The following is a 14,624-nucleotide window of genomic DNA, read 5'->3' on the forward strand; positions in this document are numbered from 1 at the left end:
GCATGAGCACCAGTTCGATCGACGCCGTCGTCCTCGCCGCGGGCCGCGGCACGCGCCTCGGAGGCGCGATCCCGAAACAATATCTCCCGCTCGGGGGACGGACGGTCCTCGCCCGCGCCCTCGACGCCTTCCTCGCCCATCCCTCGGTCCGCCGCGTCGTCGTGGTGATCGGGCCCGACGACCGCGCCGCACTCGCCGCCGCGATCGGCGACCGGATCGACCGCCTCGCCGTCGTCGTGGGCGGCGATACGCGGCAGGGCTCGGTCCGCGCCGCGCTCGACCATCTCGCGGCCGACGCGCCCGGCGCGGTGCTGATCCATGACGGGGCGCGCCCCTTCGTGTCGGCGGGCCTCGTCGACCGCGTGGTCGCGGCGTTGCAGGACGCGCCCGCGGTGATCCCGGCGCTCACCGTCGCCGACACGCTGAAGCGCGTCGCGGGCGGAACGATCATCGAGACGGTGTCGCGCGAGGGGCTCGCCGCGGCACAGACCCCGCAGGGCTTCCACTTCGCCCCCTTCAAGGCGGCGCACGACAGGATGAGCGAGATGGCGACCGACGATGCCGGCGTGATGGAGGCGGCGGGCCATCCGGTGCGCATCGTCGAGGGCGAGCGCGCGAACTTCAAGATCACCACGGAGGACGATCTCGCGATCGCCCGCGCCGCCCTTCCCGCCCGCCCGGCGATCGGCCAGGGGTTCGACGTCCACCGCATCGCGCCCGGCGGGCCGATGATCCTCGGCGGCATCGCGATCGACTACCCCTTCCACCTCGCCGGCCATTCGGACGCCGACGTCGCCCTCCACGCGATCACCGACGCGCTCTTCGGGGCGATTGCGGATGGCGATATCGGCCATCATTTCCCGCCCTCCGACCCGCAATGGAAGGGCGCGGCGTCGGACCAGTTCCTGCGCTTTGCCGCCGAGAGGGTGAAGGCCGTCGGCGAGATCGCCCATCTCGACCTCACCATCATCTGCGAGCGGCCGAAGATCGGGCCCGTACGCGAGGCGATGCGGGCGCGGATCGCCGAGATCGTCGGCCTCCCGCTGGAGCGCGTCTCGGTGAAGGCGACGACGACCGAACGGCTCGGCTTTGCGGGGCGTGGCGAGGGAATTGCGGCCCAGGCAGTGGCCACGGTCCTCGTCAGGGTCTAGCTCTCCATCCATCTGACCTCAGACGGGAATGCGACGATGTTCGACGAAGACGTGAGAGCGAAGGCCACTGAGGTGCTGGAGGCGGCCCGCCGTCGCGGCGTCATGATCGTCACCGCCGAATCGTGCACCGGCGGGCTCGTCTGCGGCGCGCTGACGGCGATCCCCGGCTCGTCCGACGCCGTCGATGGCGGCTTCGTCACCTATTCCAACGCCGCGAAGGTGCAGCTCGGCGTGCCGGAGGCGATCCTCGCCTCGGACGGCTCGGTGAGCGAGCGGACGGCCCGCGCCCTCGCCGAGGCGGCCCGGACGGCCTCCCTCGCCCGCAGCCCAGCGAACGCGGAGCGGGTCGCGGTCTCGATCACGGGCGTCGCCGGTCCCGGCGGCGGCAGCGCCGAGAAGCCGGTGGGCCTCGTCCATTTCGCGACCGCCTCCAAGGACGGCACGCGCCACCGCGAGGCGCGATTCGGCGAGCTCGGGCGCGATTCGGTGCGCCGGGCGAGCGTCCTCGTCGCGCTGGAACTCCTCCTCGACCTCCTCACCGAGCCGGTCCACGCCTGACCGGACGCCCCGCGCGGCGCGAACACGGGCGGATCGGCCCCCGCGCCGCATGGGACGGGGCCAATTGGCGAGCGCTTCGCGGTGCTTGATGGTAAGGGATTGACGTCGCAAGGGTTGCGCGTGCCGCCCCTGGCCGGAGCGTGAGGATGATCGAGAGTTGGCCCGTGCTGCTTATGGTCATCGCCGCGAATCTCGCCGTGGTGATGAGCACGGCCGCCTATCCGCCGGGCCGCTGGTTCCAGACGATCGACAAGCCCGTCTGGACGCCGCCCGACTGGTCGCTCGGCCCGGCTTGCGGCGTGATCTTCATCCTGATCGCCTCGTCCGGTTACGTCTTCGTGACGAGCTCGGAGCCTCAGCAGCGCTTCTGGCCCCTTGTGCTCTATGGCACGCATCTGCTCATGATGGCGGCCTGGTGGCCGGTCATGTTCGGTTTGCGGCTCTTGGGACTCGCATTCGGGATGCTGATTGCCGCGACGGTGGCACTTGGCGGGACCATTTTCGCCTTTTTCTCGGTGTCCCCTACAGCCGCCGGGCTCCTCGCGCCCTATCTAGCGTGGAGCGTCTACGTGACGGCCGTGATCTTCGTGGTCTGGCGGCGCAACCGCGCCAGGTCCGGGATCACGCAACAAGAACGTGTGCGAGGGTTAGAATGAACACAGACATGATCGTGGTGATCGAGCTTCTGATCATCCTCGGCGGCGTTGTCGCTTTCGCGATGGAAGAGATCCGCTCGCTGCGCATGGAGAAGGCCTCGAGCTAGGACGCCGGACCGGCACACACGCGCGTCCGACGGACGCCGGCCGGTCGCGCCCGGCCGCCTGCGCCATTGACGGCGCGTCCGTCCCGCACTGTCCCCCCGAAATGAAGAAGGGCCGGCAGATCTGCCGGCCCTTCTTGCGTTTCAGCCCCTACTCCGCAGGCGCCGGGGTCGGGCTCGCGCCCGTATATTCGGGGATCCGCTTGTTCCGGCTCACCGTGTCGCCGAGCCACTGGAAGAAGACGTAGAGGCCCGGGATGAAGACGATGCCGACGATCGTCGCCGCCACCATGCCGCCGAGCACCGTCATGCCGAGCACCACGCGCGAGTGCGCACCCGCGCCCGTCGCGATCACCAGCGGCACCACGCCGAGGATGAAGGCGAAGGCGGTCATCAGAACAGCGCGGAAGCGCATATGGGCGGCCTGCTTCGCCGCCTCGTAGCGCGTGTGCCCCGCGTCGCGGGCCTCCTTGGCGAACTCCACGATCAGGATCGCGTTCTTCGCCGCGAGGCCGACGAGGAGCACCAGGCCGATCTGCACATAGACGTTGTTGGTGATGCCGAAATAGGAGCAGGTCGCGATGGCGCCGAGGCCGGCGATCGTGACCGAGCCGAGCACGGCGAGCGGGTTCATCCAGCTCTCATAGAGGCCGACCAGGAAGAGGTAGCCGAAGAGGACCGAGAGGGCGAGGAGCATCGCGAGGGCGTTGCCCTGGCCCTGCTCCTGGTAGGACATGCCCGACCAGGTGTAGCTGTACCCTTCCGGCAGCACCTTCGCCGAGGCGTCGATCATCGCCTGCATCGCCTGGCCGTTCGAGAAGCCCTCCGCCGCGCCGCCATTCACGCCCGCGGACATGAACTGGTTGTAGCGGTAGGAGAGATCCGGCCCGAGGACGAAATTCGTCCGCGCGAGCGTCGACACCGGCACCATGGCGCCCGTGGTCGAGCGGACATAGATGCGACCGATATCGGCGAGGCTCTTTCGGAACTGGGCGTCGGCCTGGATGTTCACCTGGAAGACGCGGCCCACATAGGTGAAATCGTTCACATATTGGGAGCCGAGTTCGGCCTGGAGCGTCTCATAGAGGCTGGAGACCGGGACGTTGAGGCTCTCCGCCTTCGCCCGGTCGATGTTGAGATAGATCTGCGGGACGTCGGCCGAATAGGTGGAGTAGGCGCGGCCGACCCGCGCGTCCGAGTTCGCCTCGACGAGGAGCGCCTTCAGCGTCTGGTCGAGATCCTCCGGCGACTGGCCGCCGAGGGCCTGGAGGCGATAGTCGAAGCCGCCGGCCGAGCCGAGGCCCGGAATCGCGGGCGGCGGGAAGGCGAAGATCGTCGCCTCGGGCATCGCCGCGAATTTCTGCGACAGCGTCGCGTAGATCGTCTTCAGGGCCGTCTCCTCCGTGGTGCGTTCGTCCCACGGCTTCAGCACGATGACGGCGAGCGCGGAGCTCGACGCCGGCGCGCCGGTGAGGAGGCTGTAGCCCGACACGGTGATGACGTTCGCAACGCCCGGAACCCCGCGCGCGATCTCGTCCACCTGGTCGATCACCGCCTGCGTGCGCGGGAGCGCCGCCGCCGAGGGCAGCGACACGTCGACGAAGAGGACGCCCTGGTCTTCGTTCGGGATGAAGTCCGTCGGCATCTTGCCGAGGAGAACGCCCGAGGCCGCGCCCGCGATGACGATGGCGACCGCCGCGATGATGGAGCGGCGCGCGACCATGCCGACGACCGAGACGTAGCCGTTGCGTGTCTTGTCGAGGCCCTTATCGAAGATCGCGAGCGGCAGGATCTTCTTGGTGTTCGACGAGAGCACCAGCGAGCAGAGCGCCGGCGACAGGGTCAGCGCGTTGATCGAGGAGAGGAACACCGAGGCGGCGATCGTGACCGCGAACTGGCGGAAGAGTTCGCCGGTGATGCCGGGGAAGAAGGCGACCGGGCCGAAGAGGGCGAAGAGGACGAGGGTCGTCGAGATGATCGGCCCCTGCACCTGTCGCATGGCTTCGAGCGTCGCCTCGCGCCGGTCGAGCCCCTCTTCCATCAAGCGTGTGACGTTCTCCACCACGACGATCGCGTCGTCGACGACGAGGCCGATGGCGAGCACCACGGCGAAGAGGCTGATGGTGTTCGCCGAGAATCCGAAGGCGAGCAGGATGACGAACACGCCGATGAGCGAGACCGGAATGGTGGCCGCCGGGATGATCGTCGCGCGCAGATTGCCGAGGAAGACGTAGGTCACGATCATCACGATGATGGCCGTGATGCCGAGCGTCATCTTGATCTCTTCGATCGAGGCGGAGACGAAGAGCGTCGAGTCGTAGACCACCTCGTATTCGAGGCCCTTCGGGAAGCGCTGGGAGAGGGATTCGAGCTGGGTGCGCACGTCGTCCATCACCGCGAGCGCGTTCGCGCCGGGGGCCTGGTAGATCGCGACACTCGCGGCCGGCTGGCCGTTCAGCTTCGAGTTGGAGCTGTAGCTCTGCGCGCCGAGCTCGACGCGGCCGATGTCCTTGATGCGCACGATCGCGCCGTCGGCGCCGGTGCGCACGATGATGTTCTCGAAATCGCCCGGATTGTCGAGCTGACCCTGGCCGGTGATCGTGTACTGGACCTGCTGGTCGTCGCCGATCGGCGGGCCACCGATGGTGCCGAGCGAGGCCTGGATATTCTGGGCCTGGATGGCGTTGTAGACGTCGCTGGTCGAGAGGCCCAGCGAGGCAAGGCGGATCGGGTCGAGCCAGACGCGCATCGAATAGTCGAGCGCGCCGAGGAGGGTCGCGTCACCGACGCCTTCCACGCGCGAAAGCGGGTCGCGGACGTTGATGGTCGCGTAGTTCGAGATGTAGATCGGGTCGAACGTGTCGTCGGGCGAATAGACGTTCACCACGCCCAGCATGTTGGTGGACTGGGCCTGGGTCGTAACGCCGAGGGCCTGCACCGTGGCGGGGAGCTGGGCGAGCGCCTGGGACACGCGGTTCTGCGTGTTGACCTGCGCGATGTCCGGGTCGGTGCCGAGATCGAACGTGACGCTCAGCGTGTAGGTGCCGGCCGAGGAGGACGTGGAGGACATGTAGATCATGTTCTCGACGCCGTTGACCTGCTCTTCGATCGGGCCGCCGACGGTGAGCGCGATCGTCTCGGAATCTGCGCCCGGATAGGACGCCGTCACCTGGACGACCGGCGGGGTGATCTCCGGATATTGGGCGACCGGGAGCGAGTAGAGCGCCAGGATGCCCGCCACCGTCATGACGAGCGAGATGACGATGGCGAGTCGCGGCCTGTCGACGAAGACCTTCGAGATCATTGGCTAGCACCGGAGCTGGCGTTGCTGCCGCTCGCCGCCGGCGCCGTGCTGGGCGCGGCGGGGGCCGCGGGCGCCGCCGGTGCCGGGGCCGCGGGGGCGCTGCCGGAGGTGGCCGGCGCGGCCGGCGCTGCCGGCGCCGCCGGGGCGCTCGCGGGGGCCGGAGCCGGGGTGCTGGAGCCGGACGCGGCGGCGGGGGTCGCCTGCGTCGTCGGCGTGACCTTCTGGCCCGCGCGCACCTTCTGGAGGCCCTGGACGATGATCGTCTCACCGGCGGTGAGGCCGCTCTCGACGGGGAATCCGTCCGGGGTCTGGTCGCCCGTCTCGATCCGGCGCTGCTGGGCGAGGTCCTGGTTGTCGACCACGAACACGTAGCGGCCCTGCTTGTCCTGGAGGACGGCGGAGGCGGGGACGACCGGGAGGTTCTTCGCCTCGGCCTCGGCGACGTTCACGTTCACGAACGAGCCCGGCAGAAGCACGGAGTTCGGGTTCGGGAAGTCGGCATAGACCACGAGGGTGCCGGTCGAGGCGTCGATCTGGTTGCTGGCGAAGCTGATCGCGCCGTCCTGATCGTAGTTCTTGCCGTCCGGCAGGACGAGGATCGGCTTGAAGAGGTCCTTGGCGCGGGCGTCGCTCCCCGCGTTGCCACCACCTGCGAGCGTGACATAGAGCGCTTCGGGGATGGAGAAGGCGACGCGGATCGGGTCGAGCTGGTTGATCGTCGCGATCGTGCCCGACTGGGTGTTCACGAGGTTGCCGACGGTGATGTTGACCGCGCCGACCTGGCCCGTGATCGGCGCCATGACGTCCGTATAGGAGAGGTTGAGCTGCGCGGTCTGGACCGAGGCGTTCGCCTCCTCCACCGCGGCCTGGGCCTGCTGCACGTTCGCGGCGGCGACATCGCGGGAGGCCTGCGCGTCGTCCGCGGTCGCCTGGCTCACCGTGCCGCGCGCGACGAGGGTCTTCTGCCGGTCGAGCACGACTTCGGCATTCTTCAATTGTGCTTGAGTGCCGGCGACCTGACCGTTCGCGGCGGCGAGCTGGCCCTGCGCGGAGGCGAGCGCGGCCTGGTAGGGCGCCTTCTCGATCTCGATCAGAAGGTCGTCCTTCTTGACCATCGCGCCTTCGTCGAAATGAAATTGCTCAAGGAATCCCTCGACGCGGGCGACGAGATTGACGCTCTGGATCGCCTGGATCCGGCCGACGAATTGCTGGCTCCGCGACACGTTCTCGGCGCGCACGGGGGCGACGATCACGGCCGGGGCCGTGGTGTCCTGGGCCTGCGCGACCTGACAAAAGAGAAGCACAGCCAGCGCTGCGGTTGGTGGGGCGACGCATCTTGCGAGGCTGCCCATCTTCGCCGGCGTCGGCAGAACTTGGCTCATCGAACACTCCGTCAGGGCGGGAAATGGGTCTATTGAAGGCGGCTTTGCGGCGGGCTGCAAGTTTGCCCCGAATCCAGCCGGGGCAGACTGCCCACCATGGCCCGTGAAGACAAGGCGCGATGCGCCCTTGCCGACAGGCGGGACCGACCTGTCTCTTACGGGTCGCACATTAATCATCGATGACATTCAGGGACGAACCCGGCGGCGGCATGCACGAGGGACGGCTTTGCACGTTTCGGGCCGGTCCCTCGCCGCCCGGGCGATGCATGGAATTACAACACTTATAAGTCCAATTCTAAGATCACAATTCCTCCAAGCTTAAACTAGCCTCATCGAGTCTATATTATGCTTGACACGGCTAGACGCTTCGGAGATCAGTCCCTTCACTGAGCGCCGCCGCCAAATGTGCGGACGGCGCCTTCTTGAGTTTCCGGGTCCTGATTGGCGTGATGCATTGCATTAATCCAATCTCACTCGTCTGTCGCGGAGCAATCTGATGCTCGAATTGAGGCTTGCCTCCGACCCCATCCCGACCCCGTCGCGCCCCCTCCCCGTGCGCCATGGCCGGATTGGAGACGGGCAATGAACGCCGCGCGCACGACCCGCCGCGCCTTCCTCTCCTATGGCGCAGCGGCCGCCGCCCTCGGCGCGGCCCCGCTCTCCCTCGCCGGCCCCGCCCGCGCCGTCGCGCCCGCGACCGGCCACGGGATCTCGCTGATCGGGCCGCTGCGCTACGATACCGGGTTCGCCGCCTTCGACTATGTCGACGCCGACGCGCCGAAGGGCGGCGTCCTGCGCCAGACCCGGATCGGGGCGTTCGACACGGTGAACACGCTGCGCTTCCCCGGCCGCCCGCCGGCGGAATTGCGGATGATCTACGATCACCTCATCGTCGCGAGCGAGGACGAGATCGCGAGCTACTATGGCGTCCTCGCCGAGACGGTGGAGGTCGCGCCGGACTTCAGCGAAATCGTGTTCACGATGCGCCCCGAGGCGCGCTGGCACGACGGCGCGCCGGTCACGAGCGAGGACGTCGCCTTCACCTTCGAGACGCTGAAGGCGGAGGGCGCGCCCTACTACCGCCAGGCCTTCGCGACGCTGACAACCCGCACCGACGGGGACCGCGTCGTGTTCCAGAACGCCCGCCGCGGCGACCGCGACGTGATCCGCCGCATCTCGACGATCCCCGTCCACCCCCTCCACGTGTGGCGGGACGGGACGCCGGAGACCCCGGTCGGGTCCGGCCCCTATCGCGTCGCGAGCTTCGCCGCGCCGCGCCGCCTCGAGCTGGAGCGCGTCGCGGAATATTGGGGCGGCGCGATCGGCCCCAATCGCGGCCGCTGGAATTTCGACCGCCTCGTGTTCGACTATTATCGCGACGCCACCGTCGCGTTCGAGGCGTTCAAGGCGGGCGAGGCGGATGTGCGCCTCGAAGACGACCCGAACCGCTGGCAGAGCGGCTATGACGGGAGCGCTCTCACCGACGGGACGATCCAGCGCGACGAGGCGCGGATGCTGTCCGTCGGCGCGCTCCACGGCTTCGTCTACAATCTGCGCCGGCCGCTCCTCGCCGATCCGCGCGTGCGCCGCGCCCTCGCCCTCGCCTACGATTTCGAGCAGGTGAATTCGCTCCTCTTCAAGGGCGCCTACGCCCCGTTCGACAGCGTCTTCGCCGAAACGCCGCTCGCCGCGACCGGCCCCGCCGCGAGCGCCGAGCGGGCGATCTTCGCGGATGCCGGGGCCGAGATCACCGATGCGGCCCTCGCCGACCCCGACCCGTTCGCGGACGGCCCGCGCCCCGGCAGCCGCGAGGCGCTCGCCGCGGCCTCCGCCCTCCTCGACGAGGCTGGGTTCGCGATCGTCGACGGAACGCGGATCAACCCCGCGACCGGCGCGCCGCTCACCTTCGACGTGCTGACCCCGACGCCCGGCTATGAGCGGCCCCTTGCCTGGCTCGCCCGCGCGCTCTCCCGCCTCGGCGTGACGCTCGCCCCGGTGCAGACCGACACCGCGAGCGCGATGCGGCGGATGCTCGACCGCGACTACGACCTCGCCTCGCTGAGCTGGTCGCCCGCGCGCCTTCCCGGCACCGCCGAGCGGCTCCTGTGGCACAGCGCGCTCGCCGACAGGCCGGGCTCCTACGCGATCTCCGGCCTCAAGAGCCCCGCCCTCGACGCCGCCATCGAGGCGCTGGAGCAGGCGCAGGACGACGCCGCGCTCGCGACCGCCGGCCGCGCCTTCGACCGCGCCTTCCGCCACGCGGAGGCGATGCTGCCCCTGTGGCGCTCGGACCGGGTCTGGGTCGCCTGGTGGGACGCCTTCAATCGCCCGCACGCGGAGACGGAGGGCTTTCCCCCCTCCCCGACCGACCGCTGGTCGGTCGCCGCGCGCTGACACCCAACACCGACTTCACGAAGAGAGGAACGACACACGTGTTCATCGCGATGAACCGCTTCCGGGTCAAAAAGGGCTCGGAACAGGAATTCGAGAATGTCTGGCTCAACCGGGATTCGCAGCTGAAGCACGAGAAGGGGTTCGTCGAATTCCATCTCCTGCGCGGCCCCGAGCAGGACGACATCCGCCTCTACGTCTCCCACACCGTTTGGGCGAGCGAGGACGATTTCATCGCCTGGACGAAGGGCGACGCCTTCCGCGAGGCGCACAAGAATGCCGCGACGCGCAGCCCGCTCTATAGCGGCGGCCCGCACTTCGAGGGCTTCAACGTTCTCCAGACGGTCACGGTCTGAGACGCGCGGAGGCTGCGGCGCACCCGTGGCCTCCATACGCTTTACAATGTTTATATCCGAATACTTTTCTACGATTTGAATTATTCAAAGCACATCTCAAGTCGAGAACGACAATAATGAGATGATATAAATGCCATTTACCTGCGTCATTGCGCCAATATTACCATATTAATAGGATTTTTTGTTTGCGCGAAAACGAACGCCGCCATATGACGGCACACGAATACAAACCCGATTCGGTCCACTTTAGGTGACCGACCTGACTTTTAGGAGTTGCGTCCACATGATCGTGATCAACGCCAGTGGCGTCGAAGGCGGGATCGACTACGAGAATTATCTTGCGAGCTACTATGCCGGCCTGGCGGTGGGCGCCTCGACCTATCGCGGCGGCAAGCCCGACGCTGCGTTCGGCGGCATGTACTATGTCAGCGGCCCGGAAGTGTCGTTCGACTATGAGGGGACCGACAAGGTCACCCTGCTGAACGGCAAGGAAATCGCCTACGACTTCATCCACTACGGGGCCGAATTCGGCCACGGCATCAGCGGCGAGGTGAACAAGGTCACCTTCGCCGAGACGACCAGCGAGACCACCACCGCCAACGGCACCGAGAACGGCAAGCTGATCAACCTCGATGCCGGCCTCGTCGTCTCCGGCCTCGACGTGACCGCCGAGCCGGGCGCCGGCAACGTGCCCGAGAACGAGGTCTACAGTCTCTACAGCGCGGTCCGCTACGGCGCGAACGGCGAAGAAGGCCAGGACTATATCGCCTACCTCTACGAGGTGTTCGGCTCCGAGGCGCAGAAGTTCATCGGCTCCGATGACAGCGACACCTACACCGGCACCGCGTTCGACGACCTCATCCTCGGCAAGGGCGGCGACGACATCCTCGCCGGCGGCGATGGCGCGGACACGATCCGTGGCGGCGAGGGCGCGGACACGCTCGACGGTGGCGAGGGCGACGATTTCGTCCATGGCGGCACGGGCGACGACGAACTCTCAGGCGGCGCAGGCGACGACATCCTCTCCGGCAAGAACGGCGACGACATGCTGTTCGGCGGTGAAGGCGCCGACCGTCTCTTCGGCGGCGCGGGCAACGACACGCTCGTCGGCGGCGAGGGCCAGGACGTCCTCTTCGGCCAGGGCGGCGACGACGTCTTCCTGTTCGAGAGCGCGACCGACAGCCTCTTCGAGTCCCCGGACCGGATCGCCGACTTCAGCGACGACCTCATCGACCTGCAGGCGCTCGGCCTCGACTTCATCGGCGAGGACGGCTTCAGCGGCGAAGGCGCCGAGGTGCGCCTCAACGAGGTGGAACGCGGCACGGTCGTGCTCGCCGACACCGACGGCGACGGCGTCGCGGATTTCCGCGTGATCGTTTCCGGTGCCTACGACCTCACGGAAAGCGACTTCCTCCTCTGATGAGGACCGGTCTGGCCGGGCGCGGTTCGCCGCCCCGGCCACGCCAACCATGACGAACCAAGGATCGAGTGAGTGTCGTCGATGCGCGTCTTTCTTCCTGTTGCATGCAGCGCGGCCCTGCTGACGGCAGTCCCCGCGATCGCGCAGGACATCGCCATTCCCGGCGGCAGCATCGTGCTCGACGAGATCGTGGTGTCGGCCTCCCCCTCCGATGGAGAGGCGACCGATTCCGACATCGCCTATCAGAGCCTCTCGCCGACGAGCGCGCGCACCCGTGAGGAGCTGGCGGCGACCGGGCAGACCGGCAGCGTGTCTGAGATCCTCCAGTCGATGCCGGGCGTCATCGCCCCGTCGAGCGCGGACGATCCGGCGACATCTGTGAACATTCGCGGCCTCCAGGATTTCGGGCGCGTCAACGTCATGATCGACGGCGCGCGGCAGAACTTCCAGCGCTCCGGCCACGCCTCCGACGGCTCCTTCTATTTCGACCAGGAGATGATGAAGGCGGTCGAGGTGGAGCGCGGCCCCGGCGCGACCGTCGGCGGCTCGGGCGCAATCGGCGGCGTCGTCCAGATCACCACCATCGACGCCGACGACGTCCTGCGGGACGACGAGAATATCGGCGGGCGCATCAAGGTCGAGGGCCAGGGCAACGGGCTCGGCGCGATGGCGCACGTGGAGGCCGCGACCCGCATCAGCGAGGCGTTCGACATCCTCGCCGCGGGCACCTTCCGCCAGGTCGACGACTACACGACCGGCGGCGGCGAGAAGGTGAACAGCGCGCAGACCATGGTGTCCGGCCTCCTGAAGGCGCGGGTCCGCGTCGCCGAGGGGCACGAGACCACCCTCTCCGCGATGCGCCTCTACGACACCTTCGACAACGGCATCTCGACGGTGCGCACCACCACCAGCATCGACGACACCTTCACCGTCGCCCACCATTGGGACCCGGCCGACAACGACCTCATCAACCTCAACGCCCGCGCCTACTATACCGGCACGACCCTCGACCAGGAGGACCAGAACGGCTGGTCCGTCGGCGCCAAGCGCACCTTCGAGATCGGCACCTACGGCACGGATGCCGTGAACGTCGCCCGGTTCGACGCCTTCGGCTTCGACCACACAACCCGCGTCGGCGGCGAACTCTTCTACGACCACGTCCAGACGCGCGACGAGAACGACCTCGCCAACAATTCGACCCCGCCTGGCGAGCGCACCGTCTACGCCGCCTTCGTGGAGCATACGCTGGAGCGCGGCTGGTTCGAAGTCGTCGGCGGGCTCCGCCTCGACGGCTACCATCTGACCGGCGAGGACCGCGTCAACGATGTCGATGTCGAGAAGAATGGCAGCCGCATCTCGCCGAAGATCACCGTTGGCGTCACTCCGATCGAGCCGCTGACCATCTATGTCGGCTACTCGGAGGGCTATCGCAGCCCCTCCCTCACCGAGACGCTCGTCCAGGGCTTCCACCCGCCGCCCGCGACCTTCGCGTTCCTGCCGAACCCCAACCTCGTGCCGGAGACCGCGCACAACCTCGAAGGCGGCGTGACGCTGCGGTTCGACGATGTGGTGCGCGCGAACGACCGGCTGCGGCTCAAGGGCTCGGTCTTCCAGAACCGCGTCGACGACTATATCGAGCTCGAATGCTCGCCCTTCCCGCTGCCGGGCGCATGCACCTACGACAACATCGCCGAGGCGAAGATCGAGGGCATCGAGCTTGAGGGCACGTACGATGCCGGGCGCGTCTTCGCCGGGCTCACCGCCACCTTCCTGCGCAGCGAGGACCTGCGCGAGGGCGACACGCTCGCCTCCGTGCCGCCGAGCCGGCTGAGCGCGACGCTCGGCTTCCGCGCCTTCCACGACCGGCTCGACGCCGGCGGGCGCGTGACCTTCGTCGGCGCCAAGGAGGATGCGGAGGACGCCGGGCTCGTGGGCGATGCCTACCAGCTCGTCGACCTCTTCGCGAACTGGCGCATCGACGACAACACGTCCGCCAGCCTCACCCTGAACAACATCTTCGACGTCGACTACACGCAATACCTGAATCTCGAAGCGAGTCCCGGCTTCAATGCCAAGTTCGCTTTTGTCAGGCGGTTCGGCGCAAACACTCAATAGAAGGCCGATACTTATGGCGATCAAAGTCACCCTTCACGGTTCTGGCAAGAAGGGCGTCAATTACGACGCGTTCCTTGACAGCTACATCGACAACTTCGTGTCGAGCGGCTACCCGTACTTCGAGGAAGGCGACGAGATGCTGATCGTCGGCGCGGTCGACGGCGCCGACACGGACGTCATCGTCCTCGGCGGCGCGAACTTCGCCTACGATCTCGGCTCGCACACCGTCAGCGGCAAGCTGTCGAGCGCGATCCTCGGCACGCTCGGCGACAGCTACAACAATGACGGCAGCTTCGACCTCGACGGTCAGGGCCACCTCACCGGCTACACCAAGGTCGTGGAGTTCGAGGGGCTGAAGGCCGCGAACAATTCCTCCACGCGCGGCGAGTTCCACGAGATCGTCGCCGAGCTGATGTATCTCGGCGGCACCAACTCGCGCGGCGCCGAGACCTTCTTCGAGGAGATCAACTCGCAGGGCCACATCGTCACCGGCTCGAACGGTGCGGACACCTATTCGGGCACCGAGTTCCGCGACGTCATCAAGGGTGGCAACGGGAACGACAAGCTGAACGGCAAGGACGGCAACGACAAGATCCTCGGCGGCAACGGCAACGACTTGCTGAACGGTGGGGACGGCAAGGACGTCCTCAATGGCGGCGCCGGGAACGACAAGCTCATCGGCGGCGAAGGGGCGGACAAGCTCTTCGGCGGCGATGGGAACGACATTTTCATCTACAAGTCGGTGGAGGACAGCAACAAGTCCGGCCGCGACACGATCATGGACTTCAACGCCGACGGCAACGATCGCATCAACCTGCGTGCGATCGACGCCGACACCACGACCGGCGGCAACCAGAAATTCGACTTCATCGAAGATGACCGCTTCTCCGGCACGGCGGGCGAACTGCGCTACCAGGAGAAGGGCAACAACACGATCCTGATGGGCGACGTCGATGGGGACGGCAAGGCCGACCTCTACATCACGCTGAAGGGGTTCACCGACCTCGACGCGGGCGACCTCATCTTCTGAGGCGAGCCCCAACGGACAGCCAAGGAAGCGGTCGGCGCGAGCCGGCCGCTTCTTTTCGTTTGCGCCCCCGCCTGCCGCATCGCGCGCCAATTCGCGCACTGTCTCGATGAAGGAATGGGGGCAGGATAGCCCACTCCGATTGACCGCGGTCCCCGAG

Annotated in this window: 10 protein-coding genes; 8 read left to right on the top strand and 2 right to left on the bottom strand. The window is 67.5% G+C overall.

Going from position 1 to position 14,624, the window contains the following annotated elements:
* The first annotated feature begins 2 nt into the window (after nucleotides 1-2).
* The 3 genes from DBV35_RS15030 (at nucleotide 3) to DBV35_RS15040 (ending at nucleotide 2,365) form a co-directional block, all read left to right on the top strand.
* A complete protein-coding gene (locus DBV35_RS15030) occupies nucleotides 3-1,151 on the top strand; it encodes a bifunctional 2-C-methyl-D-erythritol 4-phosphate cytidylyltransferase/2-C-methyl-D-erythritol 2,4-cyclodiphosphate synthase (RefSeq protein ID WP_108661132.1) in 1,149 nt (382 codons plus the stop codon).
* Nucleotides 1,152-1,187: 36 nt separating this feature from the next.
* A complete protein-coding gene (locus DBV35_RS15035) occupies nucleotides 1,188-1,709 on the top strand; it encodes a CinA family protein (RefSeq protein WP_108661133.1) in 522 nt (173 codons plus the stop codon).
* 146 nt (nucleotides 1,710-1,855) lie between these two features.
* Entirely contained in the window at nucleotides 1,856-2,365 is a 510-nt protein-coding gene (locus tag DBV35_RS15040) for a TspO/MBR family protein (protein ID WP_108661134.1), read from the top strand.
* A 255-nt stretch (nucleotides 2,366-2,620) separates the two neighbouring features.
* Here the strand turns inward: DBV35_RS15040 and DBV35_RS15045 are convergent, their stop codons facing one another.
* Together DBV35_RS15045 and DBV35_RS15050 are read right to left on the bottom strand one after the other, a co-directional pair.
* A complete protein-coding gene (locus tag DBV35_RS15045; protein WP_108661135.1) occupies nucleotides 2,621-5,773 on the bottom strand; it encodes an efflux RND transporter permease subunit in 3,153 nt (1,050 codons plus the stop codon).
* Nucleotides 5,770-7,155 (bottom strand): efflux RND transporter periplasmic adaptor subunit, encoded by a 1,386-nt coding sequence (locus tag DBV35_RS15050; protein ID WP_157961772.1) that lies wholly within the window; start codon nucleotides 7,153-7,155, stop codon nucleotides 5,770-5,772. Before DBV35_RS15050 ends, DBV35_RS15045 begins: the two co-directional genes overlap by 4 nt.
* Nucleotides 7,156-7,737: 582 nt before the next feature.
* Here DBV35_RS15050 and DBV35_RS15055 point away from each other — a divergent pair.
* The 5 genes from DBV35_RS15055 (at nucleotide 7,738) to DBV35_RS31285 (ending at nucleotide 14,467) form a co-directional block, all read left to right on the top strand.
* Nucleotides 7,738-9,549, top strand: a complete 1,812-nt coding sequence (locus tag DBV35_RS15055) for an extracellular solute-binding protein (RefSeq protein WP_108661137.1) — start codon at nucleotides 7,738-7,740, stop codon at nucleotides 9,547-9,549.
* Between the two features lie 38 nt (nucleotides 9,550-9,587).
* Nucleotides 9,588-9,902 (top strand): heme-degrading protein HmuQ, encoded by a 315-nt coding sequence (gene hmuQ / locus DBV35_RS15060; protein ID WP_108661138.1) that lies wholly within the window; start codon nucleotides 9,588-9,590, stop codon nucleotides 9,900-9,902.
* 283 nt (nucleotides 9,903-10,185) lie between these two features.
* Complete coding sequence (locus DBV35_RS15065; protein WP_117434483.1) at nucleotides 10,186-11,322, top strand: calcium-binding protein; 1,137 nt, start codon at nucleotides 10,186-10,188, stop codon at nucleotides 11,320-11,322.
* A gap of 81 nt (nucleotides 11,323-11,403) precedes the next feature.
* Nucleotides 11,404-13,437, top strand: coding sequence for a TonB-dependent receptor domain-containing protein (locus DBV35_RS15070; protein WP_108661139.1), 2,034 nt, complete (start codon nucleotides 11,404-11,406; stop codon nucleotides 13,435-13,437).
* Between the two features lie 13 nt (nucleotides 13,438-13,450).
* On the top strand, nucleotides 13,451-14,467 hold the full coding sequence (locus tag DBV35_RS31285) for a calcium-binding protein (protein WP_281262234.1): 1,017 nt from the start codon (nucleotides 13,451-13,453) through the stop codon (nucleotides 14,465-14,467).
* Nucleotides 14,468-14,624: the final 157 nt, after the last annotated feature.

Source organism: Acuticoccus kandeliae (assembly GCF_003073115.1).